Genomic DNA, 19964 nt, shown 5'->3' with positions numbered 1-19964 from the left:
TTAAGCCCTGGGAGAGTAGGTCGCTGCCAGGCCTGCCAAGGACAAGAAATCTTCCTCTTTCGATGTTCGAATACAAAACGCCGCTTCCGGAAACGGAGGCGGCGTTTTTGTTTGTGCGGTCGTCTTCGGTAACAGTGGCGCCGAGCCTCATCCTCAAGACAGAACACGCTGACGCCGAAACGATCCGGCGTCGCGCTGGCGATGGAACGTGGAGGTCCCGCGGCGCGAGCAGAAGACATGGCTTCGTGCGGTGCGTCTTCCCTTCGTAGACCGACAGCAGATCTTCGCCGCTCTCAACGCTGCGCGCGCTCTCGTGCACCTTCGTCATCAGCGCATTTTCTGCCGGCACAATGATCAGTCGCAGGCCGTGATTTCAGGTGATTCCTGACACCAGGCTGAATGCCGGCGCGCCGCAAATGGCAGGCGCCTCGAGAGGTCGGCAAGCAGATGGATTGCAGGCAGAACAATGTTTGGTGATCGCGGGACCCACCACAGGGTTGTGATCATTCAGCCATGATCGGCCCTTAGCAGACGCAAGCGGAGTTCATGCGCAGTTCATTCCAGGCTCCCTAGTTTTTCCGTCGTCGAGACCTTCGATCGCCAAGACCTTCCGCTGACAACACCAACCATCCCCTTCAGGAGGAGACTCCCATGCCAGCATTGCTTCGTCCCGCCCTCACCGCGTTCGGCGTCGCGTGCCTTCTGTCCGCCGCATCGCTCGCCTCCTCCGGCACCGCGTTCGCGCAGGCCAAGCAGGCAGCGCCGGCGCCGCAGGCCGCGCCCGCGCAGGCGCCCAGCCTCAAGCAGATCGCGCTGACCGACAAGCAGCTCGACGGCGTGCTCGCCGCGCAGAAGGACATGGATGCGATTACGGAAAAGCTGCCGGAGAACACCGCGCCCGACCAGAAGGTGATCGGCCAGCTCGACGGCGTCGCCAAGAAGAACGGCTTTGCCGGCTATGACGATTACAACAACGTCGTCGACAACATCAGCCTCGTGCTCGGCGGCTTCGATCCCGCGACCAAGAAATATGTCGGCACGGAAGCCGTCATCAAGGCGCAGATAGCGCAGGTCCAGGCCGACAAGAAGATGCCGGCCAAGGACAAGAAGGAAGCGCTCGATGAGCTCAACGAAGCGCTGAAGACGCCGGCGCCGCAGGTCGAGAACAAGGCCAACATCGATCTGGTCGGCAAGTACTACGACAAGCTGGTTGCCGCGCTGGGCGACGATCAGAACTAAGCGCTATTTCAGAACTGAGCGCTATTACAGAAAGCGCCCGCCACACCCACAGCTGTCATGCCCCGGCTTGACCGGGGCATCCAGTACGCCGCGGCGGAGGTGGTGAGAGCGTGTTCTCCAATATGGGCCTCTGGAATACTGGATCGCCCGGTCAAGCCGGCGATGACACCTTTGGTGTGGTTCAGGCTCTCGCCTTATCGCGCTCTTGATCCCGAAACAAAAAGCCCCGGAGACATCTCCGGGGCTTTCGTCGTTTGTCGCGCTGCGTTTAGCTTAACGCCTCACGTCCGCGTCCGCATCCGCATCATGAAGCTGTCGTAGCTGAGCTCGGCGACCTGCATCCAGGCGAGCGACTCGTTCCTGAACGCCGACAGGCTCGTGTACATCTTGTTGAAGTGCGGATTGGTCTTGCTGAGATCGGCGTAGATCTCGTTGGCGGCGTTGTAGCAGGCCTCCAGCACTTCCTGCGGGAACGGCTTCAGGATCGCGCCGGCCACCAGCAGACGCTTCAGCGCCGGCGGATTGACGTAGTCGTATTTGCCGGTGACCCAGGTGAAGGTGTCGCGCGAGGCCATCTCGACCACGGCCTGATAGTGCTTCGGCAGCGCGTTCCACTTGTCGCGATTTATGACGTTGTGGCCCTGGCCGGTGCCTTCCCACCAGCCCGGATAGTAGTAGTATTTCGCGACCTTCACGAAGCCGAGCTTCTCGTCGTCATAGGGCCCGACCCATTCGGCGGCGTCGATCGTGCCCTTCTCCAGCGCCGGATAGATGTCGCCGCCCGCGATCTGCTGCGGCACGCCGCCGACCTTGGCGATGATCGTGCCGGCGAAGCCGCCGACGCGGAATTTCAGTCCCCTGAAATCCTCCATCGACTTGATCTCCTTCCGGAACCAGCCGCCCATCTGGGCGCCGGTCGAGCCGGTGGGAATGCCGACCGTGTTGTATTCCTTCAGCAGGTCGTTGAGCATTTCCGTGCCGCCGCCGAACAGCAGCCAGGAAATATGCGCCCGCGTGTTCAGTCCGAACGGCAGCGAGGTGCCGAACGTGAAGGCGGGGTTCTTGCCCCAGTAATAATACAGCGCCGTGTTGCCCATCTCGACCGTGCCGTTCGAGACGGCATCGAGCACCTGCAGGCCCGGCACGATCTCGCCGGACGCGAACGGCTGGATCTGGAATTTGTTGTCGGTGGCCTCGGCCACGCGCTTGCAGAAATATTCGCAGCCGCCATACAGCGTATCGAGCGCCTTGGGCCAGCTCGCGGCGAGCCGCCATCTCACTTCCGGCGAAGATTGCGCGATGGCCGGCGCAGCAACCGCTGTGCTTGCCGCCAGGCCAGCGCCTGTCACTTTTAGAAATTCACGACGTTTCATGCGTATCCCTCCGTTGTGCCGATTGCTCGACTAAGGGAACGATCTTCGTGTCGTCTTTTGCTTCGCCGAGAACCGAACTTGTCTTTGGTGAAGGTGTGAGTGTGTCCGACGGCCCTTTAGGGCTCTTTGTGGATCCCGTACGTTGCGGTTCCGCCCATCAGGATGACCGGTCGCCTTGCGATAATCAAGCGTCGTCGGAACGCTCGCAGTTGCGAAGCCGATGGGGACAACCAGGTTTGGTCCGAAACCAGAACCAAAGCACGTAAAACCCCGGAGATGGCAGCATCTCCGGGGCTTCTCCGTCTTTAGTCGTGTGAGCCGCTCAGCGCCTCACGTCTTGGTCCGCATCCGCGCCATGAAGCTGTCGTAGCTCAGCTCGGCCACCTGCGTCCAAGGCAACGAGTCATTCTTGAACGCGGTCATGCTCGCATGCATCTTGCCGAAATGCGGATTGGTCTTGGACAGGTCGGCATAGATCTCGTTGGCGGTGTTGTAGCAGGCCTCGAGCACTTCCTGCGGGAAGCCCCTGAGGATCGCGCCGTTCACGATCAGCCGCTTCAGCGCCGGAGCATTCACCGCATCGTACTTGCCGGTGATCCAGGTGAAGGTGTCGCGTGACGCCGCGTCGATCGCCGCCTGATAGTGCTTGGGCAGCGCGTTCCACTTCTCGATGTTCATGATGTTGTGGCCCTGGCTCGTGCCTTCCCACCAGCCGGGATAGTAGTAGTACTTCGCGACCTTGGCGAAGCCGAGCTTCTCGTCGTCATAGGGACCGACCCACTCGGCCGCGTCGATGGTGCCCTTCTCCAGCGCCGGATAGATGTCGCCGCCGGCGAGCTGCTGCGGCACGCAGCCGAGCTTGGCGAGGATCGTGCCGGCAAAGCCGCCGATACGCATCTTCAGGCCCTTGAGGTCGTCGACCGTCTTGATCTCCTTCCTGAACCAGCCGCCCATCTGCGCGCCGGTCGATCCGGTCGGGATGCCGTAGACGTTGTGCTCCTTCAGGAGGTCGTTGACGAGATCCTGTCCGCCGCCCCACAGCAACCAGGAAATCTGCTGGCGCGTGTTCAAGCCGAACGGGAGGGCAGTTGCGAACGTGAATGCGGGGTTCTTGCCCCAATAGTAATAAAGCGCGGTATTGCCGATCTCGACCGTGCCGTTCGACACGGCGTCGAGCACCTGCAGGCCCGGGACGATCTCGCCCGCCGCAAAAGGCTGGATCTGGAATTTGTTGTCGGTAATGTCGGCGACCTGCTTGCAGAAATATTCGCAGCCGCCATAGAGCGTATCGAGGGCTTTCGGCCAGCTCGTGGCGTAGCGCCACCTGACCTCGGGCGACGACTGCGCGATCGCGGGCGCAGCCACTGCTGTGCTCGCGGCCAAGCCGACGCCTGTCACCTTCAGAAAATCACGACGTTTCATGCGCATCCCTTCCATTGCGTTGATGCATCGACCAGGGAACGATCTTGCTGTCGTCTTGTCTTCGTCGAGGATCGACGTTCTCTTGTTGAGATTTGTTGAGCGTTTCCGAATGGCCCTGATGGGCTCTTGTTGCTGGAAGCCGAGCGTTGCGGTTCCGTCAGCAAGGATGACCGGACGCCCTACGATAATCAAGCCTGATGCCTTCCTCGCAAGTGCGAACGCGGGCCAGACGCAAGTCGGAACCATCAGCGATCTGCTACTCGATTAGGCAATAACAAGGGAGGCTCGCGCATGACGGGCAAAAAGGTCGTGGTCGCTGGGGCAACCGGTCTCGTCGGTAGCGCCGCGTTGCGACACTTCGGCACATCCAGCCCTTGCGAGGTCATCGCGCTGTCGCGGCGCAAGCCGCGCGGCCTCTACGGCGCCCGCCATGTCCCGATCGACCTTACCAGCGAAGCCGATTGCCGCCGTGCCGCGGCCGAGCTTCAGGGCGCCACCCATTTGATCTACGCCGCGCTCTACGAGGCGCCACAGCTCGTCGATGGTTGGCGCAATCCGCAGCAGATCAAGACCAATGATCTGATGTTGCGCAATTTGATGGCCGCGCTCGAGCCGATGGCGCCAGACCTCAAGCATGTCGCCTTGCTGCAAGGCACCAAAGCCTATGGCGTTCACGTCCGCCCCTTGACGGTGCCGGCGCGCGAAGGCCGCTCCGAGATGTACGAGCAGCCCAACTTTTATTGGGCGCAGGAAAATTTCCTGCGCGAGCTCCAGGCCGGGAAAGCCTGGCACTGGAGCATCTTGCGCCCCGTTCTGATCGTCGGCCTCGCCATGGGGGGCGCCATGGATCTGATCCCGCCGCTCGGCGTCTATGCGGCGATGCTGCGCGAGCAGGGCAGGCCGCTCGACTTTCCCGGCGGCGCCGCGCGGGTGGCGCAGGCCGTCGACGTCGATCTCCTCGCGCGCGCGATCGCCTGGTCGGGCGAGGCCAAGGCGGCACAGAACGAAGCCTTCAACGTCACCAATGGCGATGTCTTCACCTGGGAAAACATCTGGCCCGCGGTGGCCGACGCGCTGGAGATGAAGCCCGGCAAGCCGATCCCGCTATCGCTCGCCAAGGAATTTCCCAATTGGGTCTCTTCTTGGGACGCGTTGCGACGCAAGCATGACCTCGTGTCGCCGGACCTCGCCGACTTCGTCGGCCTGTCGTTCCAATACGCCGATTACAGCATGCGCTACGGCCAGACCGAGTCCGGTCCGCCCTCGATCGTCTCGACCGTGAAGATCAACCGCGCCGGCTTCACCGAGATGATGGACACCGAGGACATGTTCCGGAAGTGGTTCAAGCAAGCCAAAGATAGCCGGCTGCTTCCATAGAGATCGTTACTACGAAGGCCCGCCGCCCGTTCGAAGCACTGGTGACGGTACGCGACCTCGATCCGGAGATCGGGGTCGTTCGTACACCCAGTCGTGCACCCACCGCCCGATCTGGATGCTAATTCTCGGCGAGAGCCACAAGCCAGCACAAAACAGGCGGCCCCTTTGGGGCCGCCTGAGCTGTTTAACGTCAGAGCAGATGACCTACTGGCAGAGATGCTGGAGGCCGTCGCTACCCTTGAAATAGGTGCCGGGCCGGCAGACGATGCCGTTGCGGGCAGCATACGTACTCCAGCTGCCGTTCCAGCCCATCTCGCCGTACGACATGCCGGGCGACATGGCGTAGGAATTGCCCCAGCTGCCGACAGTCGCGTCCGCCGCTGCCGGCTGGCGATATGCCGTTCGCCGAGTTGATGGCCGAACTCGATAGTCGGGGGTGGTCCCCGTTCCAAGACCCGTGCAGCTGGCGAATTCAGCTTGGCATGCGTCCGGATTGGAGTTGTACCACTGCGCCTGTGCAGCAGAGCTGGACAGGGCAGATGCCACAACAACGACCGCACCAAGAATTTTCAGATTTATCATGGATTGCTCCTTACGGTTGGACCGTGGTGCAAGATGCCACGTGTGTCAGTACCCGTTTTTTTTGCGCGCAAAACATCAAATCGACGTGACACGTTGGGCGAGCACGAACAGAACGAGCATCCCGGTGTCATCCTTCGCGACCATCCTGACACTGCTCGGCCCGGCCATTGGCTTCTCGGGGCTATCAATCGCTGTGACCATCGCAAGAATTTCGAGGAGGCCGAAGCCAAGGCCATCGTGGTCGAATAGGACGCAACCTGCTGCGATCATGAGTCCGCATACGGTTGGACATGGCGCGGGCTGCGGCCGATGCCGGCTTTTGATCGAGAAGCCGAACTCATGGTTCAACATTCACCGCTTTGGCATAGCTACACTTCATCTATAATTCTCTCCCGTGGATCAGCTACAGGAGGCAAGAATGAAGCGATCAATTGCCTTGTCAGCGTCGCTAGTTATTGGCTTCTCAATTGGAAGCAATGCAGGCGCGAGTGCTGCAACTTACTGCCGACACGTTGGCTTTCCCGCCAATTGTGGCGTTCGGACCGGCGTCATAGTCGCGCCAACCCGTGATGTTCGCGGAATGCCACCATCAATTGATGCGGGCCCGAGCGGCGTTATAAGGCAGGACTTGTTCGCAAGGAATAATCCGAACAATTTGCGATCGGATTGGCCCAGTCCACCCGCTCAACCGGGGCAGTTCTAGCCGCTATTTCGCGAATACCGTCTCCATTACCTTTCGCGTCTTGATCGTCTCGTTGTTAGCGTCGAACTCGACGTCGCTCCAGCGCACGATCTCGCCGTGGGCGACGTCGTGCTTCAGCTTCAGGCGATGTGCGAGACCGATCGGCAGGGCGCCTGCCTTCAGGCTCGCGGCCGCCGGCACCAGCTTGCCCCACACGGTGTAGCCGCCTTCGCCGTCCAGCATCTCGCCGGCGCGCAGATTGCGCTTGGCCACGGCGGCAACGTCGCCGCGGAAGCCATAGGGCTGGCCGGTCGGCTCGCCCCGCAGCGCCGCCGACAGGATCGAGATGTTCAGCTCGAGCCCGATAAGATGGTACGGCTTGTACATCGCCGCGAAGCGTCCGCTGCCGTCGGTCTTCAGGCCGTATTGCCTGAAGCAGTCGGCGGAATAGTCGTTCGGCGCCTCCAGCACGACATAGACGCCCCACCGCAAATCGCGAAACACAGGCCGGCCGTCGCGCTCAAGTGACGACACCACCTCCACCACGCCCGACCGCTCCAGCACGCCGCCCTTGTCGCTGGGACGCATGACGTGTGGCAGGTCGTCGACGCCGCAGGGCGGAAACAGCAAGCCGCTCGCGGGCACGTCGAGCCCGCAGGCATTGGCGATCGCGGCCATCTCGATCGCGGATTTGGTGCCGTCGAGGAAGGAGTTGAACATCTGCGGATTCATGCCGGCCGACTGCGCTTCGCCCGCGGTCAGGCCGTAATGCTGCCAGACGCCGTCGGGCGTCACGTCGTGATAGGCCGGCAGATACTTCGTGCCCTTGCCGGCTGCGACCACGCGAAAACCGGTGGCGCGCGCCCAGTCGACCATCTCGGCCGTCAGCGCCGGCTGGTCGCCATAGGCGAGCGAATAGACCACGCCCGCCTTGCGCGCTTCCTCGGCAAGCAGGGGGCCTGCCAGCACGTCGGCCTCGACATTGACCATCACGATATGCTTGCCCGCCGCAATCGCAGCGCGCGCGTGCTTGATGCCGACGGCCGGATTGCCGGTCGCCTCAACGACAACATCCATCGCGCCGCCGGCAATGGCGCGTGCGCCGTCGTCGGTAAACACAGTGGCCGCGATGCGCTCCGCATCCCAGCCCACGGTGCGGCAGGCTTCGCGCGCACGGTCGCGGTCGATGTCGACGATGATGGGTACTTCCAGCCCCGGCGTGTGCGGCACCTGCGCCAGAAACATCGAGCCGAACTTGCCGGCGCCGATCAGCGCGACACGGACAGGCTTGCCGGCGGACGCGCGGGCCTGGAGGAGGCGGAAGAGGTTCATGGGGGATGTCCTGAGCGCAACAATCAAATCTCGTCATTCCGGGGCGACGCGCAACGTCGAGCCCGGAATCCATAACCACGATCGGGAGTATGGATTCCGGGCTCGCGCCCGAGAAGGCGCGCCCCGGAATGACAGTGAGAACTTACTCCGCCGCCTGCCGCGGCGCACGTGCGAGCCGCACCAGCGCGTCGTCGTCCACCGTCTTGATCGGCGCAAAATCGCGATGCGCGATGTACTCGGGCCGCGTCGGTGTGCGGATGTAGTTCGAAACCGCGTTCAGCGTCAGGTACACGATCTTGCGCGGGTAGGGCGTGATATTGCCGGCCGAGCCATGCACGAGATTGCCGTGGAACATCAGCATGCCGCCGGGCTTGCCGGTGGGCGCGACGATGCCGCCCTGCTTGACCAGCCGCGTCACGGTCTCTTCGTCCAGCGTCCACAGCGGGTAGGAGGTCGTCGCAAGGTCATGCGAGGCCTGGAGATCGCCGGCATTCTGGCTCTGCGGCACCAGCATCAGGGGGCCGTTGATCGGCATCACCTCGTCGAGGAAGATCGCGATGTTCATCGCGCGCGGCTCCGGCATGCCGTCGTCGCGCTTCCAGGTGCCGTAATCCTGGTGCCATTGCCAGACGTCGCCGGTGAAGGCCGATTTCGCGTTGATCTTGAACTGGTGCATGTAGACCGGCTCGCCGAACAATTGCTCGACCGGGTCGATCATGCGCGGATGCGCGCCCAGGATGCGGAATGCCTCGTTGTAGAGATGCGCGGCAAAGGCCGTGCGCGGCGCACCGCTCTTCTCGCGCCAGACCTCGGGCCGGTTGGCGTCATAGATGCCGACCGCCTCGCGCGCGAGGAAGTCGACTTCCTCCTGGCTGAACAATTCGGGGAGGAACAGCCAGCCCTCGCGATGGAAGAACTCCAATTGCTCCTGAGACAGTTTCATGGGTCGTCCTCCTGTTTTGTTTATTGTTGTCATTCCGGGGCGGTGCGGAGCACCGAACCCGGAATCGCGAGATTCCGGGTCCATCCCGGAATGACGGCGCAAATGGCTACGCCGCCGCCTCGTTCGTCGCCCTCAATTTTTCCTCGGTCATCCGCCCCGCCGTCTGCGCATGGGCCAGCGCCGCGCGCTCGGCGGCTTTCGCATCGCCTGCGAGAATGTGTCCGGCAATCGTCGCGTGCTCGGCCCATGCGCTGCCGCGATAATCGAGCTCGGAGAGCACCGTCGCCATCGAGCGGCGCATATGCGGCCATTGCGGCGCGATCGTCTCCTCGATCACGGGATTGCCCGCGAGCTGATAGATCGCGCGGTGAAAATCGACGTCGAGTACGATCAGCTCGGCGAGCGACGTCTTGCGATCGATGCGGCGTCCGGCGGCGAGGGCTGCGTCCAGCCGCGCACGTCCCGCCGCGTCGCTTGCGGCGCGCTGAGCGGCGAGCCGGGCGGCCAGCGCGTCGATGGCGCCGCGCACCTCGTAGAGCTGGCGGATGCGCGAGGGGTCGAGCTGGGTGACTTCAAAGCCGCGACGGCCGCTCTCGGCGACGAGACCCTGCCGGTGCAACAAATGCAGCGCATGCGACACCGGCTGGCGCGACACGCCGAGCTTGTCGGCGAGTTCGTTCTGCCGGATGCGTTGACCGGGTTGAAGCGTGCGGTCGGAGATCGCCTCCAGGATCCGCGCATAGACCTGGTCGATCAGGTTCGGGAGCGGGTCGAGAGGGATCACGCCGGCAGCTCCGAGACATAAAAGGGAATACGGAATTCCGTATTCGAAAGGTACTGCGGGAGGGGGAGGGCGTCAAGGCGGACCTCAAGTCGCCGTTTTGGCCTCGCTAAGCCATTGATACCGCTAGGGCCGTCTACTGTGCATGGGGTTGTTTTCGCCAAAATGGCTTGGCCGGCCCCGGCGCCTACTTCTTCTTGCCCTGCTCGATCAGTATCCGGCTCATCAGATAGAGCCGCGGCACGATCGAGTTGGTGTCGATGAATTCGTCCCGCGCATGATAGCCGAAGCCGGCGAGGCCAAAGCTCTCGACCACGACCGCCTTGCCGCTGCGGTTGGCATAGCCGGCATCGGTGGCGCCGCCGGTCATCTCGGCTATGTCGAGCTTGCGGTCGATCTCGGCATAGATCGCCTGCCCCTCCTGCGCGAGCGCGCGGCCGCGATCGCTGGCGACGAAGGGCGGGCGGCCCGCCGTGATCGTCACCGTGGTTTCGGTGTCGGGCACGAACTTCTCCTTCACCTTCGCGTCGAGCGCCGCCTGCAATTTGGCGATGCCATCGGGGATGGTGAGGCGGATGTCGGCGCCGGCCTCGGCCTTTTCCGGAATCTGGTTGCGCACCGTGCCGGCCTGCGCCGTGGTCCAGTTGAGCTGGGTGCCCGGGATCGACTTGGCGACGTCCTTCGTCTGCTGCAACTGGTGCGCGAGCTCGATCAGCGCATTGCGGCCGAGATCGGGCGCGGCGCCGGCATGCGAGGCGCGGCCCTTCACCTCCATCTTCGCTGTCGCAGTGCCGCTCGCGCCCAGCAGCAGCCCGTCATTCTTGGCGATCGGCGCAGCCACCGTCGGTTCGCAGGAGAGCACGACGTCGTGCTGGTCGGCGAGCTCGGCGATGATCTCGCCCGACCCGATCGAGCCGACCTCTTCATCCGGATTGAAGGACACGGTGAGCCTGGCGTAGTCCTGCCAGCCGGCGTCCTTCAGGATCTTGAGCGCATGCAGGACCACGGCGATGCCGCCCTTGTCGTCGGCGATGCCGGGGCCGTAGATGCGGTTGCCATCGACACGGTACGGCTCGCTTGCGAGGATGCCGCGCTGATAGACCGTGTCCATATGCGCGATCAGCATCAGCTTGCGCGACCCGGTGCCCTGGAAGGTGGCGATCACCATGTCGGCGCCCGTACCCGCGGTGGTCTTGCGCCGCTCGATGGTGGCGCCCAGCGCCTTCAGGCGCGCTTCGGTGAATTCGGCCATCTTCTTCAGGCCCTCGGCATCGCCGCTGCCGCTCTCGATCATCACCATGTCGTGCAGGGTCTCGATCAGCGGCGCCTTCTCCTGCTCGGCCGCGGCTTTCAGCTTCTCGTCAGCGGCCGCAAGCGCGGTGGTGCTGCCGGCGGCGAGGCCGAGCAGGGACAAAGCGAGCAGGGGAATGAAGCGGGCTGTCATGGAAATCGTCCTTTCGCGTCTTGAGCGCACCGCGCGCGATTGGACTTCAGCGTAACATCCGGGCTGTCCGGATGCCACGTTCCGCTAGCGCTCCAGCACCTCCACCTCCATCGCCGCGATCTGGTCCGCATCGGCCACCGCCTCGATCCCCGCGATCCGGTCGCCGTTGAACGTCACGCGCAGCGCGATGCGCAGACGTCCGCCGAAAATGACGGCGACGCCGATCTCGCCATCGACCAGCGCCGTCCGTGCGGCCTGCGCGCGGCCCTTGTAGAGCTGTGCGACCGCATCCGCGCCGCGGATCTCCGGCAGCGTGCCGAGCCGCACCGCAGCCTGGTCGGCACGGAACACGACGTCGGGATCGAGCAGGGCCAGCAGGCCCTCGAAATTGCCCTCGCGCGAAGCCCTGAGGAAAGCATCGACGATCGCGCGCTGGTGCGAGATGTCCGCCTCGGGCACCGGCGCACCCTGGACGCGCCGCCGCGCGCGGCTCGCCAGCTGCCGCGAGGCGTCGACCGAGCGTCCGACGATCGGCGCGATCTCCTCGAAGGGGACTGCGAACATGTCGTGCAGCACGAAGGCCAGTCGCTCCGCCGGCTGCAATGTCTCGAGCACGACGAGAAGGGCCGCGCCGACGGAATCGGCCATCTCCGCCTCGCGCTCCCGCGTCTCGTCGATCGGCTCGGGCACATGCGGGCCCATCGGGGCCTCGCGGCGCGATTTGCGCGCGCGCAGCATGTCGAGGCAGATGCGCGCGACCACGGTGGTCAGCCAGCCGCGCAGGTTCGCGACATCGGACGTGTCGTAACGGCTGACCCGCAGCCAGGCCTCCTGCACGGCGTCGTCGACCTCGGCGCTGGAACCCAGCATCCGGTAGGCGACCGCGCGCAAATGGTCCCTGCTGGCCTCGAACTGGCGGCTGAGAAAATTTTCTTCGAAGTTTTTCTGGGTCATCGGTCACATTCCCTCATCGCAATCCGTCATGCCCATGACGAAGCCAATCCGGCCGATGTGACCGGAACCGTCGAAATTTTCAAACGGAGACGCAAGATGATGCACGCCCGCATGAACCACCCGGTCATGGTCCTGCCGGAGGCCATGAATGTCCTTCAGTCCCTTGGCAATTTGACCAAGCAGGGCCTGCCGGAAAAACTCCTCGAACTGGTGCACCTGCGCGCCAGCCAGATCAATGGTTGCAGTGTCTGTGTCGACATGCATCCGAAGATCGCCCGCAAGGCTGGCGAGACCGACGAGCGCCTGTTCGCCGTCTCGGCCTGGCGCGATGCGCCCTATTTCAGCGACGCCGAACGCGCCGCGCTGGCGCTGACCGAAGCCGTCACGCGCCTTGCCGATCGCGAGGACCCGGTGCCGGATGCGATCTGGAACGAGGCCGCCAAGCATTTTGACGAGCGCGAGCTCGCAACCCTGATCCTCTCGATCGCGACCATCAACGTCTGGAACCGGCTGAATGCGACGATCAAGATGCCGGTCGGCGTGTGGAAGGTGTGAGTTTCTGTGCCCTCTCCCCTTGCGGGAGAGGGCAGCGCCGCTGGGAGACACGAACTCACTTGGGTGAGGGGTATTTCTCCGCAGACACATTTGCAGATGTGATCCTTCTCCCACATCCGCCTTCGCCTGATGGCTTCGGCGGACGAGAGGGGAGAAGGAAGAAAGAAAGCTACTCCGCCAAAAACCTATTCACCACCTCGCCGAACTCAAGCGGCGCCTGCTCGAACATCCAGTGGCCGGCATTCGGGATCACCGCCGTCTTGCTGCCCGCGATGTGCTCGGCCAGCACGCGCCACATCACCGAGAGGCTGCCGGTGGTTGCACCGCCGCCGATCAGCAGCGTCGGCGTCCTGATCGCCTGCGCATCAGCGAGCGTGTAGGGCCGGCGCTGCTCGTTGATCTGGCCGAGGAAGGTGAGCGTGTTGTCGCGCAGCTGTTGCTTCGCCGCCGCCGGCACGCGCCGCCACGAGCCGTCGCCTTCGATGCCCTCGTAGAAATTCTGCAGCGCGCCGTCGATGTCGCCGGCACGGATCATCTCGACCGAGCGCACCGTCTTCGCGGCGAGCGGCGGATGCGCGGGCGTGCCTTCAGGTAACGGCAGGCTTGCATCGAGATCGCCGCCCGGCTCGGCCAGCACCAGCTTTCGCAGCAGGTCAGGCCGCGCTTGCGCGACGCGAAACGCGATGTGGCCGCCGCGCGAATGGCCCATCAGGTCGACCGGGCCGGGTTTGACCTGCTCGATGAAGGCGATCGTGTCCGCGACGTGCTGCGCCATCTTGTAATCGTCGCCGACGGCGTCCCAATGCTCGGGAAAGAAGTGCCGCAGGCTGACCGAGATCACGCGATGGGACTTCGACAGCGGGCCGAGCACCGAATACCAGGTGCGGAAATCACCTAACGTGCCATGCACGCAGACCAGCGGCGGGCCCTCGCCGACTTCGAGATAGGCCATGCCGTAACCGTTGACGCGAAAGCTCTGCATGATCAGCTCGCCAGGAAATCCAGAACCAGTTCGGTGTATTTTTGCGGCGCCTGCTCGAACATCGGATGCGTCGCGTTCGGGATGATCGCCGTCTTCGAATAGGGCACATGAGCCGCCAACGCATGCAGCACTTTCGGCAGCAGGCCCTTGGTGCGCGCGCCCAGGATGAACAGCGTCGGCATCCTGATCGATTCCGCATCCGCCTTTGAGAAGGGCGGACGATCGTCGCGGACCTGCCCGATCAGGGTATAGGCGTTGTCGCGCAGATTCTGCTTCACCATCGCCGGCAGCCGCGGCCAGGTGCCGGCGCCCTCCAGCGTGTCGACGAAGACGGCAAGGCCGCCGTCGACATCGCCGGCCGCGATCTTCTCGGCCGAGGCCGTGAACCGCGCCAGCAGCGGCGAGGGGCCACCGACGTAATCGGGATCGAGGCTCGCATCGAGCTCGCCGCCGGGTTCGGCCAGGATCAGCCGCCGCAACAGGTCGGGGCGCGCCTGCGCCACGCGAAAGCAGATGTGGCCGCCGCGGGAATGGCCCATCAGATCGACCGGGCCGAGGTCGAGCTTCTCGATGAAGGCGATGACGTCCTGGACATGCTGGGCGATCGAATAGGTCTCACCGACGCCGTCCCAGCGGTCCGGGAAGAAATGCCGCAAGCTGACGGCGATCACCCGATGCCGCTGCGTCAGCGGTCCGAGCACGCAACCCCAGACGCGGAAGTCATTGAGCGAGCCATGCACACAGACCAGCGGCGGCCGGCTCCTGTCTTCGCCCACGTCGAGATAGGGCATGTCGTATCCGTTGACGTGGAGGCTTTGCATTCGGGGCTCGCGGAAGGGGGCAGGAACTCCTGTGCAAGATTCCCGGAAACCGGGTGGATCGCAACTATTTCCAAGCCTAGATATAGGCACGGATCACAATGGGGGCATGCGACGAGGACGCAAGCTCGGGAACCAAGCCATGACCGACCAGCATTTTGCCCTGTTCGACACCCGGATCGGCCTCTGTGCCATCACCTGGGGCCCGCGTGGTATCAACGGCACGCAGCTGCCCATGGGCGGCGAGGAGAAGATCCGCACCCGCATCAGCCAGCGCCATGCCGACGCCACCGAGGCCGAACCGACCACCGAGGTGCGAGAGGCGATCGACCGCATCACAAAACTGCTCGCGGGCGAGCCGGATGATCTCACCGACATTCCGCTCGATCTCGACGGCGTGCCCGACTTCAACCGCGGCGTCTACGAGATCGCCCGCGCCATCCCGCCCGGCAAGACCATCACCTATGGCGATATCGCCAAGCAGCTCGGCGGCGTCCAACTGTCGCGCGATGTCGGCCAGGCACTCGGGCACAACCCGTGCCCGATCGTCGTGCCCTGCCATCGCGTGCTGGCTGCCGGCAACAAGCCCGGCGGCTTCTCGGCGAATGGTGGCGTGGTGACGAAGCTGAAGATGCTCGAGATCGAAGGCGCGCTGGTGAACCACACGCCGAGTTTGTTTGATTGAGGGCTGCTCTTACCCTCCCCTGGAGGGGGAGGGTCGATCGCGCGCAGCGCGAGCGGGGTGGGGTGATCTCTCCACTCGGGCAGTGTGCGATTGGGATAGACCGTCACCCCACCCCGCTGCGCATTCCGCTTCGCTTCATGCGCAGCGACCCTCCCCCTCCAGGGGAGGGTAAGAAAGAGCGGGCACTAAATCTTCGCCGCCGTCTTCGGCCAATACCGGTCGCGCAGATGCCGCTTCACCAGCTTGCCCGTCGGCGTGCGCGGCAGCTCGGCTTCGAAATCGATCGAGCGCGGGCATTTGATCGCCGAGAGACGTGTCTTGCAGTAGGCGATCAGGTCGGCCTCGAGCGCCTTGCCGGCGCGGCTCATGTCGTGCGGCTGCACCACAGCCTTCACCTCTTCGCCCATCTCCTCGTTCGGCACGCCGAACACGGCGACGTCGGCGATATCAGGGTGGGTGATGAGGACGTCCTCGGTCTCCTGCGGGTAGATGTTCACCCCGCCCGAGATGATCATGTAGGACTTGCGGTCGGTGAGGAACAGGAAACCGTCCTTGTCGAGATAGCCGACGTCGCCGAGCGTCGACCATCCCTTGGCGTTGTAGGCCTTCTTCGTCTTCTCGGGATCGTTGTGATAGGTGAAAACCGGCGCATCGGCGAAATAGACCGTGCCGATCTCGCCCGTCGGCTGCTCCTCGTCGTTCTCGTCCAGGATCTTGATCTTGCCGACCACGGCGCGGCCGACGCTGCCGCGATGCTCCAGCCATTGCTGCGAGTTGCAGACGGTGACGCCGTTGCCTTCCGAGCCCGCGTAATACTCGATCAGGATCGGCCCCCACCATTCGATCATCTTTGCCTTGACGTCCACGGGGCAGGGGGCAGCGGCGTGGATCGCGCCCTTGAGCGTAGAGATATTGTACTTGGTGCGGACGTCATCCGGCAGCTTCAGCATGCGCACGAACATGGTCGGCACGAGTTGCGACTGCGTGACCTTGTACCTCTCGACCAGCTTGAGGAAATCCTCGGCGTCAAAGTGTTCCATGATGATGGAGGTGCCGCCGAGCACGATCGCCATCATGTTGAAGCGCAAGGGAGCTGCGTGATAGAGCGGCGCCGGCGAGAGGTAGGTGCTCTCCGCATTCATGCCGCACATGTCGGCGCAGAGCACGCGCAGGAAGGCGTTCGGCACGTCGATCTTGTTGCCTTCGAAGGCCCTCTTGATGCCCTTCGGTCGGCCGGTGGTGCCTGACGAATACAGCATGTCGTAGCCGGCGACCTCGTCCGCGATCGGCGTTGTCGGCTGTGCCGACGCTTCCTTGTCGTAGGAGCGGAAGCCGGGCTGGGGCTCGTCGACCATGTAGAAGATCGGCTCGCCCGCGGTCCCCTTGATCAGGGCCTTGATCTGGTCGGCGCATTTCGGCGTGGTGATCACGACCTTGGCGCCGCAATCGCCGATGATGTAGTCGATCTCGTCCTGCTTCAGATAGCGGCTGATGGCGGTGTAATAGAGCCCGCTGCGTTGCGCGGCCCAGCAGATCTCCATGAACGCGAGACGGTTTTCCATCAAGAGCGCGATGTGGTCGCCGGCCTTCAGGCCGAGCGAGCGGAACAGGTTTGCGCCCTGGTTCGAGAGCTCGTCGAGCTCGCGATAGGTGATTGCCTTGCCGGTCCCGGCCATCTGGTAGGCGATCTTGTCGGGCGTGGTTTTGGCGTAGACGGACGGATGGGTCATAAGCGTAGGTCCCAAGGCACACGAGATGTCGTCCCGGCGAAAGCCGGGACCCATAACCACAGGGCGTCGTTTGGCAGAGGATCGTCGTTCGGTACTGCAAATAACCACAATCGATAGATTTCGCGGTATGGGTCCCGGCTTTCGCCGGGACGACACCGTTAGTGTGGCAGCAGCAGCTTACAGCCGCTCCACGATCGTCACGTTGGCCATGCCGCCGCCTTCGCACATGGTCTGCAGGCCGTAGCGCTTGCCGCGCTGGTGCAGGGCGTGGACGAGCGTCGTCATCAGCTTGGTGCCGGAGCCGCCGAGCGGATGGCCGAGGGCGATGGCGCCGCCATTGACGTTCAGGCGGGACGGATCGGCGCCGGTGGTCTTCAGCCAGCCGGTCGGCACCGAGGCGAAGGCCTCGTTGACCTCGAACAGGTCGATGTCGTCGATCGTCATGCCGGCCTTCTCCAGTGCGCGTTTGGTGGCGTGCAGCGGAGCATCGAGCATGATGACGGGGTCGCCGCCGGTCATGGTCATGTGATGGATGCGCGCGAGCGGCGTGAGGCCGAGCTGCTTGAGGCCGCGCTCGTTCACGACCATCACGCCGGAGGCGCCGTCGCAGATCTGGCTGGCGCTTGCCGCGGTGAGCTTGCCGTTCTCGGCAATCAGCTTGACGCCCTTGATGCCGTCGAGCGTGGCGTCGAAGCGGATGCCCTCGTCGATGTGGTGGGTGTCCTTGCTGCCATCGGCGCGGGTGATCTCGAGCGGCACGATCTCCTTCTTGAAGTGGCCGGCTTGCGTCGCCGCGATCGCGCGCTGATGGCTGTTGTAGGAGTATTCGTCGAGATCGTCCTTCGACAGGCCGTACTTCTCGGCCATCATCTCCGCGCCGGTGAACTGGCTGAACACGATGTTCGGATATTTGTGCTCGATGCCCGGGCTCTTGTAATTGCCAAAGCCGTTCTTGGCCGGAAGCTGCGAGGACAGGCCCATCGGCACGCGCGTCATCGATTCCACGCCGGCGGCGATCACGACATCCATCGTGCCGGACATCACGGCCTGCGCCGCGAAGTGCAACGCCTGCTGCGAGGACCCGCACTGGCGGTCGATCGAGGTGCCCGGAACGCTCTCCGGCAGCTTCGAGGCCATGATCGCGTTGCGCGCGACGTTGTTGGACTGCTCACCGACCTGCATCACGCAGCCCATGATCACGTCCTCGACCAGGGCAGGATCGACCTTGGTGCGATCGACCAGTTCGTCCAGCACCTTCGCGGCGAGATCGGCCGGATGCCAGCCGGCGAGGCGGCCCCCCTTGCGCCCGCCCGCGGTACGCGCAGCGGCGACGATGTAAGCCTCGGCCATGTCGGTCTCTCCCTGGATTGTTCTCTATCGAGTTGGATTGTCGGCGCGGATTTAATGGGCGCGATATCGTTTAGTCAATCGATCAATTAACTCTTGTGATGAGGCGCTGCTTCGGCTTATCTGCGGCCGCTTCAAGCGGCGAGAACAGGGAACTCCGTGACTACCAGCGTACCGAACAGGCTTCCGAGCGGAAAGAATTCCACGGCAGAGAAATTGCTCGTGGCCGCGAGCGAGCTGATGATCGAACGCTCGTCGATCGAGATCTCGCTCTCCGACATCGCCCAGAAGTCGGGCGCCAATGCCGCGCTGGTCAAATATCATTTCGGTAACAAGGACGGCCTCTTGCTGGCGCTGCTCGCGCGCGATGCCGCGACCGAGATGTCAAATCTCGAATATCTGCTGGCGCAACCGATCACATCGACGGCGAAGCTGAAGTTGCATATCGCCGGCATCATCCGCGCCTATTACCGGTTCCCCTACATGAATCGGCTCATTCACTATCTGCTGCATGAGACCAATGCCGGCTCTGCCGACGAAGTCTCAAAGTTCTTCGTCGCGCCGCTGCTGGATTTCCATCGCCGCCTGCTCACTGAGGGCGTCAGCCGCGGCGAGTTCCGTGCCACCGATCCGGTGCTGTTCTACACCAGCCTGATCGGCGCCTGCGATCACCTGTTCTTTGGCCGGCACGCGATGTCTCGCGCGACCGGCGTCGGTCCGGTCACCGATGACGTATGCCGGCAATACATCAAGCACATGGAAACGCTGATCTGCGGTGGCATCCTCACGCAAGCCGGGGAAGCTGCCGCGGCCGGATAATCCGGCCGAGACGTACAAGTCTAGAGAAGAAACGCCCAAGGAAAGGTAGCCTGTCATGGAATTGAAAGACGTAGCCGTTCTCATCACCGGTGGTGGTTCGGGTCTTGGTGAAGCGACCGCGCGCGCCATGGCCGCCAAGGGCGCCAAGATCGGTGTGATCGATCAGAACAAGGACAATGCAGAGAAGGTCGCTGCCGAAGTGAAGGGCGTCGCGCTTCATGCCGACGTGACCAGCGAGGAGCAGATCAAGGCAGCAATCGCGAAGGCGGAAGCCGCGCACGGCGTCGCGCGCGTGCTGATGAACTGCGCCGGCATCGGCGGCTCGCAGCGCATCGTCGGCCGCGACGGCATCTATCCGCTCGAAAAGTTTGCGCGCATCATCAACGTCAATCTGATCGGCACCTTCAACTGCCTGCGTCTGTTCGCCGAGCGCCTCGTCACGATCGAGCCCGTCGGAGAAGAGCGCGGCGTCATCATCAACACGGCTTCGGTTGCTGCCTACGAAGGCCAGATCGGCCAGATCGCCTATTCGGCCTCGAAGGGCGGCGTTGTCGGCCTGACACTGCCGGCCGCGCGCGACCTCGCCAGCCAGAAGATCCGCGTCAATACCATCGCGCCCGGCCTGTTCTTCACGCCGTTGCTGATGGGTCTGAACGAGGAAGCGCGCAAGAGCCTTGGCGCCCAGGTGCCGCATCCCTCGCGCCTCGGCGATGCCAAGGAATACGGCTCGCTCGCGGTGCACATCGTCGAGAACGCGATGCTCAACGGCGAGACCATCCGTCTCGACGGCGCCATCCGCATGGCGCCGCGGTAGTAGATGCGCTCTTCCTTCTCCGCTTGTGGGAGAAGGTGGCATAGGCGGCCTTTGGCCGCCGTCCTTAAAAGGACGCCGATGCTTC

The 19964-nt window shown here is 63.6% G+C and carries 19 protein-coding genes and 1 pseudogene; 6 read left to right on the top strand and 14 right to left on the bottom strand.

Going from position 1 to position 19964, the window contains the following annotated elements; translation table 11 throughout:
* A pseudogene (locus IVB46_RS14960) lies at positions 1-328 on the bottom strand (hypothetical protein); the annotation flags it as partial.
* A gap of 323 nt (positions 329-651) precedes the next feature.
* Here IVB46_RS14960 and IVB46_RS14955 point away from each other — a divergent pair.
* Positions 652-1239 carry a hypothetical protein gene (locus tag IVB46_RS14955; RefSeq protein WP_166348920.1) on the top strand — a complete coding sequence of 196 codons (588 nt, stop codon included), beginning with the start codon at positions 652-654 and terminating at the stop codon, positions 1237-1239.
* Between the two features lie 281 nt (positions 1240-1520).
* Here the strand turns inward: IVB46_RS14955 and IVB46_RS14950 are convergent, their stop codons facing one another.
* Together IVB46_RS14950 and dctP are read right to left on the bottom strand one after the other, a co-directional pair.
* The gene (locus tag IVB46_RS14950; protein WP_071909355.1) at positions 1521-2612 is read right to left on the bottom strand and encodes an ABC transporter substrate-binding protein; all 1092 of its coding nucleotides are present in this window, start codon (positions 2610-2612) and stop codon (positions 1521-1523) included.
* A gap of 330 nt (positions 2613-2942) precedes the next feature.
* Entirely contained in the window at positions 2943-4034 is a 1092-nt protein-coding gene (gene dctP, locus IVB46_RS14945; RefSeq protein ID WP_063986726.1) for a TRAP transporter substrate-binding protein DctP, read from the bottom strand.
* Between the two features lie 291 nt (positions 4035-4325).
* Here dctP and IVB46_RS14940 point away from each other — a divergent pair, with 291 nt between their 5' ends.
* The gene (locus tag IVB46_RS14940) at positions 4326-5411 is read left to right on the top strand and encodes an SDR family oxidoreductase (protein WP_247315865.1); all 1086 of its coding nucleotides are present in this window, start codon (positions 4326-4328) and stop codon (positions 5409-5411) included.
* A 204-nt stretch (positions 5412-5615) separates the two neighbouring features.
* Here the strand turns inward: IVB46_RS14940 and IVB46_RS14935 are convergent, their stop codons facing one another.
* The 7 genes from IVB46_RS14935 to IVB46_RS14905 form a co-directional block, all read right to left on the bottom strand.
* Entirely contained in the window at positions 5616-5993 is a 378-nt protein-coding gene (locus IVB46_RS14935; RefSeq protein ID WP_247315863.1) for a hypothetical protein, read from the bottom strand.
* Between the two features lie 75 nt (positions 5994-6068).
* On the bottom strand, positions 6069-6344 hold the full coding sequence (locus IVB46_RS14930; protein ID WP_247315860.1) for a hypothetical protein: 276 nt from the start codon (positions 6342-6344) through the stop codon (positions 6069-6071).
* Positions 6345-6699: 355 nt separating this feature from the next.
* Positions 6700-8007: a Gfo/Idh/MocA family oxidoreductase gene (locus IVB46_RS14925; protein ID WP_247315857.1), complete on the bottom strand. Its 1308-nt coding sequence runs from the start codon at positions 8005-8007 to the stop codon at positions 6700-6702.
* Between the two features lie 142 nt (positions 8008-8149).
* Positions 8150-8950, bottom strand: a complete 801-nt coding sequence (locus tag IVB46_RS14920; RefSeq protein ID WP_071909359.1) for a phytanoyl-CoA dioxygenase family protein — start codon at positions 8948-8950, stop codon at positions 8150-8152.
* Between the two features lie 106 nt (positions 8951-9056).
* Positions 9057-9734, bottom strand: coding sequence for a GntR family transcriptional regulator (locus IVB46_RS14915; protein ID WP_166348938.1), 678 nt, complete (start codon positions 9732-9734; stop codon positions 9057-9059).
* A gap of 184 nt (positions 9735-9918) precedes the next feature.
* Entirely contained in the window at positions 9919-11175 is a 1257-nt protein-coding gene (locus tag IVB46_RS14910) for a M20/M25/M40 family metallo-hydrolase (protein ID WP_247315855.1), read from the bottom strand.
* 84 nt (positions 11176-11259) lie between these two features.
* Entirely contained in the window at positions 11260-12129 is an 870-nt protein-coding gene (locus tag IVB46_RS14905; protein ID WP_247343040.1) for a sigma-70 family RNA polymerase sigma factor, read from the bottom strand.
* Positions 12130-12228: 99 nt separating this feature from the next.
* Here IVB46_RS14905 and IVB46_RS14900 point away from each other — a divergent pair, with 99 nt between their 5' ends.
* Entirely contained in the window at positions 12229-12684 is a 456-nt protein-coding gene (locus IVB46_RS14900) for a carboxymuconolactone decarboxylase family protein (protein WP_208089258.1), read from the top strand.
* A 169-nt stretch (positions 12685-12853) separates the two neighbouring features.
* Here the strand turns inward: IVB46_RS14900 and IVB46_RS14895 are convergent, their stop codons facing one another.
* On the bottom strand, positions 12854-13666 hold the full coding sequence (locus IVB46_RS14895) for an alpha/beta hydrolase (RefSeq protein ID WP_247315851.1): 813 nt from the start codon (positions 13664-13666) through the stop codon (positions 12854-12856).
* 2 nt (positions 13667-13668) lie between these two features.
* Positions 13669-14487, bottom strand: a complete 819-nt coding sequence (locus tag IVB46_RS14890; protein ID WP_247315849.1) for an alpha/beta hydrolase — start codon at positions 14485-14487, stop codon at positions 13669-13671.
* A gap of 139 nt (positions 14488-14626) precedes the next feature.
* Here IVB46_RS14890 and IVB46_RS14885 point away from each other — a divergent pair, with 139 nt between their 5' ends.
* Positions 14627-15169 (top strand): methylated-DNA--[protein]-cysteine S-methyltransferase, encoded by a 543-nt coding sequence (locus IVB46_RS14885; protein ID WP_247315847.1) that lies wholly within the window; start codon positions 14627-14629, stop codon positions 15167-15169.
* Positions 15170-15354: 185 nt separating this feature from the next.
* Here the strand turns inward: IVB46_RS14885 and IVB46_RS14880 are convergent, their stop codons facing one another.
* Positions 15355-16899 (bottom strand): acyl-CoA synthetase, encoded by a 1545-nt coding sequence (locus IVB46_RS14880; RefSeq protein ID WP_247343037.1) that lies wholly within the window; start codon positions 16897-16899, stop codon positions 15355-15357.
* 177 nt (positions 16900-17076) lie between these two features.
* Complete coding sequence (locus tag IVB46_RS14875) at positions 17077-18249, bottom strand: acetyl-CoA C-acetyltransferase (RefSeq protein ID WP_247315843.1); 1173 nt, start codon at positions 18247-18249, stop codon at positions 17077-17079.
* Positions 18250-18486: 237 nt separating this feature from the next.
* Between IVB46_RS14875 and IVB46_RS14870 the strand changes: the two genes are divergently transcribed.
* On the top strand, positions 18487-19065 hold the full coding sequence (locus IVB46_RS14870; RefSeq protein ID WP_247315841.1) for a TetR family transcriptional regulator: 579 nt from the start codon (positions 18487-18489) through the stop codon (positions 19063-19065).
* A gap of 55 nt (positions 19066-19120) precedes the next feature.
* On the top strand, positions 19121-19879 hold the full coding sequence (locus tag IVB46_RS14865) for an SDR family NAD(P)-dependent oxidoreductase (protein ID WP_166082383.1): 759 nt from the start codon (positions 19121-19123) through the stop codon (positions 19877-19879).
* Positions 19880-19964: the final 85 nt, after the last annotated feature.

Source organism: Bradyrhizobium sp. 61 (assembly GCF_023073075.1).
GTDB lineage: Bacteria > Pseudomonadota > Alphaproteobacteria > Rhizobiales > Xanthobacteraceae > Bradyrhizobium > Bradyrhizobium barranii.
This window is presented reverse-complemented; position numbering and strand designations above follow the sequence as displayed.

Excerpts from the sequence above, each read along its gene's own strand:
- IVB46_RS14955 (WP_166348920.1), top strand. The coding sequence starts at position 652 with ATGCCAGCATTGCTTCGTCCCGCCCTCACCGCGTTCGGCGTCGCGTGC.
- IVB46_RS14950 (WP_071909355.1), bottom strand. The coding sequence starts at position 2,612 with ATGAAACGTCGTGAATTTCTAAAAGTGACAGGCGCTGGCCTGGCGGCA.
- dctP (WP_063986726.1), bottom strand. The coding sequence starts at position 4,034 with ATGAAACGTCGTGATTTTCTGAAGGTGACAGGCGTCGGCTTGGCCGCG.
- IVB46_RS14940 (WP_247315865.1), top strand. The coding sequence starts at position 4,326 with ATGACGGGCAAAAAGGTCGTGGTCGCTGGGGCAACCGGTCTCGTCGGT.
- IVB46_RS14935 (WP_247315863.1), bottom strand. The coding sequence starts at position 5,993 with ATGATAAATCTGAAAATTCTTGGTGCGGTCGTTGTTGTGGCATCTGCC.
- IVB46_RS14930 (WP_247315860.1), bottom strand. The coding sequence starts at position 6,344 with ATGTTGAACCATGAGTTCGGCTTCTCGATCAAAAGCCGGCATCGGCCG.
- IVB46_RS14925 (WP_247315857.1), bottom strand. The coding sequence starts at position 8,007 with ATGAACCTCTTCCGCCTCCTCCAGGCCCGCGCGTCCGCCGGCAAGCCT.
- IVB46_RS14920 (WP_071909359.1), bottom strand. The coding sequence starts at position 8,950 with ATGAAACTGTCTCAGGAGCAATTGGAGTTCTTCCATCGCGAGGGCTGG.
- IVB46_RS14910 (WP_247315855.1), bottom strand. The coding sequence starts at position 11,175 with ATGACAGCCCGCTTCATTCCCCTGCTCGCTTTGTCCCTGCTCGGCCTC.
- IVB46_RS14905 (WP_247343040.1), bottom strand. The coding sequence starts at position 12,129 with ATGACCCAGAAAAACTTCGAAGAAAATTTTCTCAGCCGCCAGTTCGAG.
- IVB46_RS14900 (WP_208089258.1), top strand. The coding sequence starts at position 12,229 with ATGCACGCCCGCATGAACCACCCGGTCATGGTCCTGCCGGAGGCCATG.
- IVB46_RS14895 (WP_247315851.1), bottom strand. The coding sequence starts at position 13,666 with ATGCAGAGCTTTCGCGTCAACGGTTACGGCATGGCCTATCTCGAAGTC.
- IVB46_RS14890 (WP_247315849.1), bottom strand. The coding sequence starts at position 14,487 with ATGCAAAGCCTCCACGTCAACGGATACGACATGCCCTATCTCGACGTG.
- IVB46_RS14885 (WP_247315847.1), top strand. The coding sequence starts at position 14,627 with ATGACCGACCAGCATTTTGCCCTGTTCGACACCCGGATCGGCCTCTGT.
- IVB46_RS14880 (WP_247343037.1), bottom strand. The coding sequence starts at position 16,899 with ATGACCCATCCGTCCGTCTACGCCAAAACCACGCCCGACAAGATCGCC.
- IVB46_RS14875 (WP_247315843.1), bottom strand. The coding sequence starts at position 18,249 with ATGGCCGAGGCTTACATCGTCGCCGCTGCGCGTACCGCGGGCGGGCGC.
- IVB46_RS14870 (WP_247315841.1), top strand. The coding sequence starts at position 18,487 with ATGATCGAACGCTCGTCGATCGAGATCTCGCTCTCCGACATCGCCCAG.
- IVB46_RS14865 (WP_166082383.1), top strand. The coding sequence starts at position 19,121 with ATGGAATTGAAAGACGTAGCCGTTCTCATCACCGGTGGTGGTTCGGGT.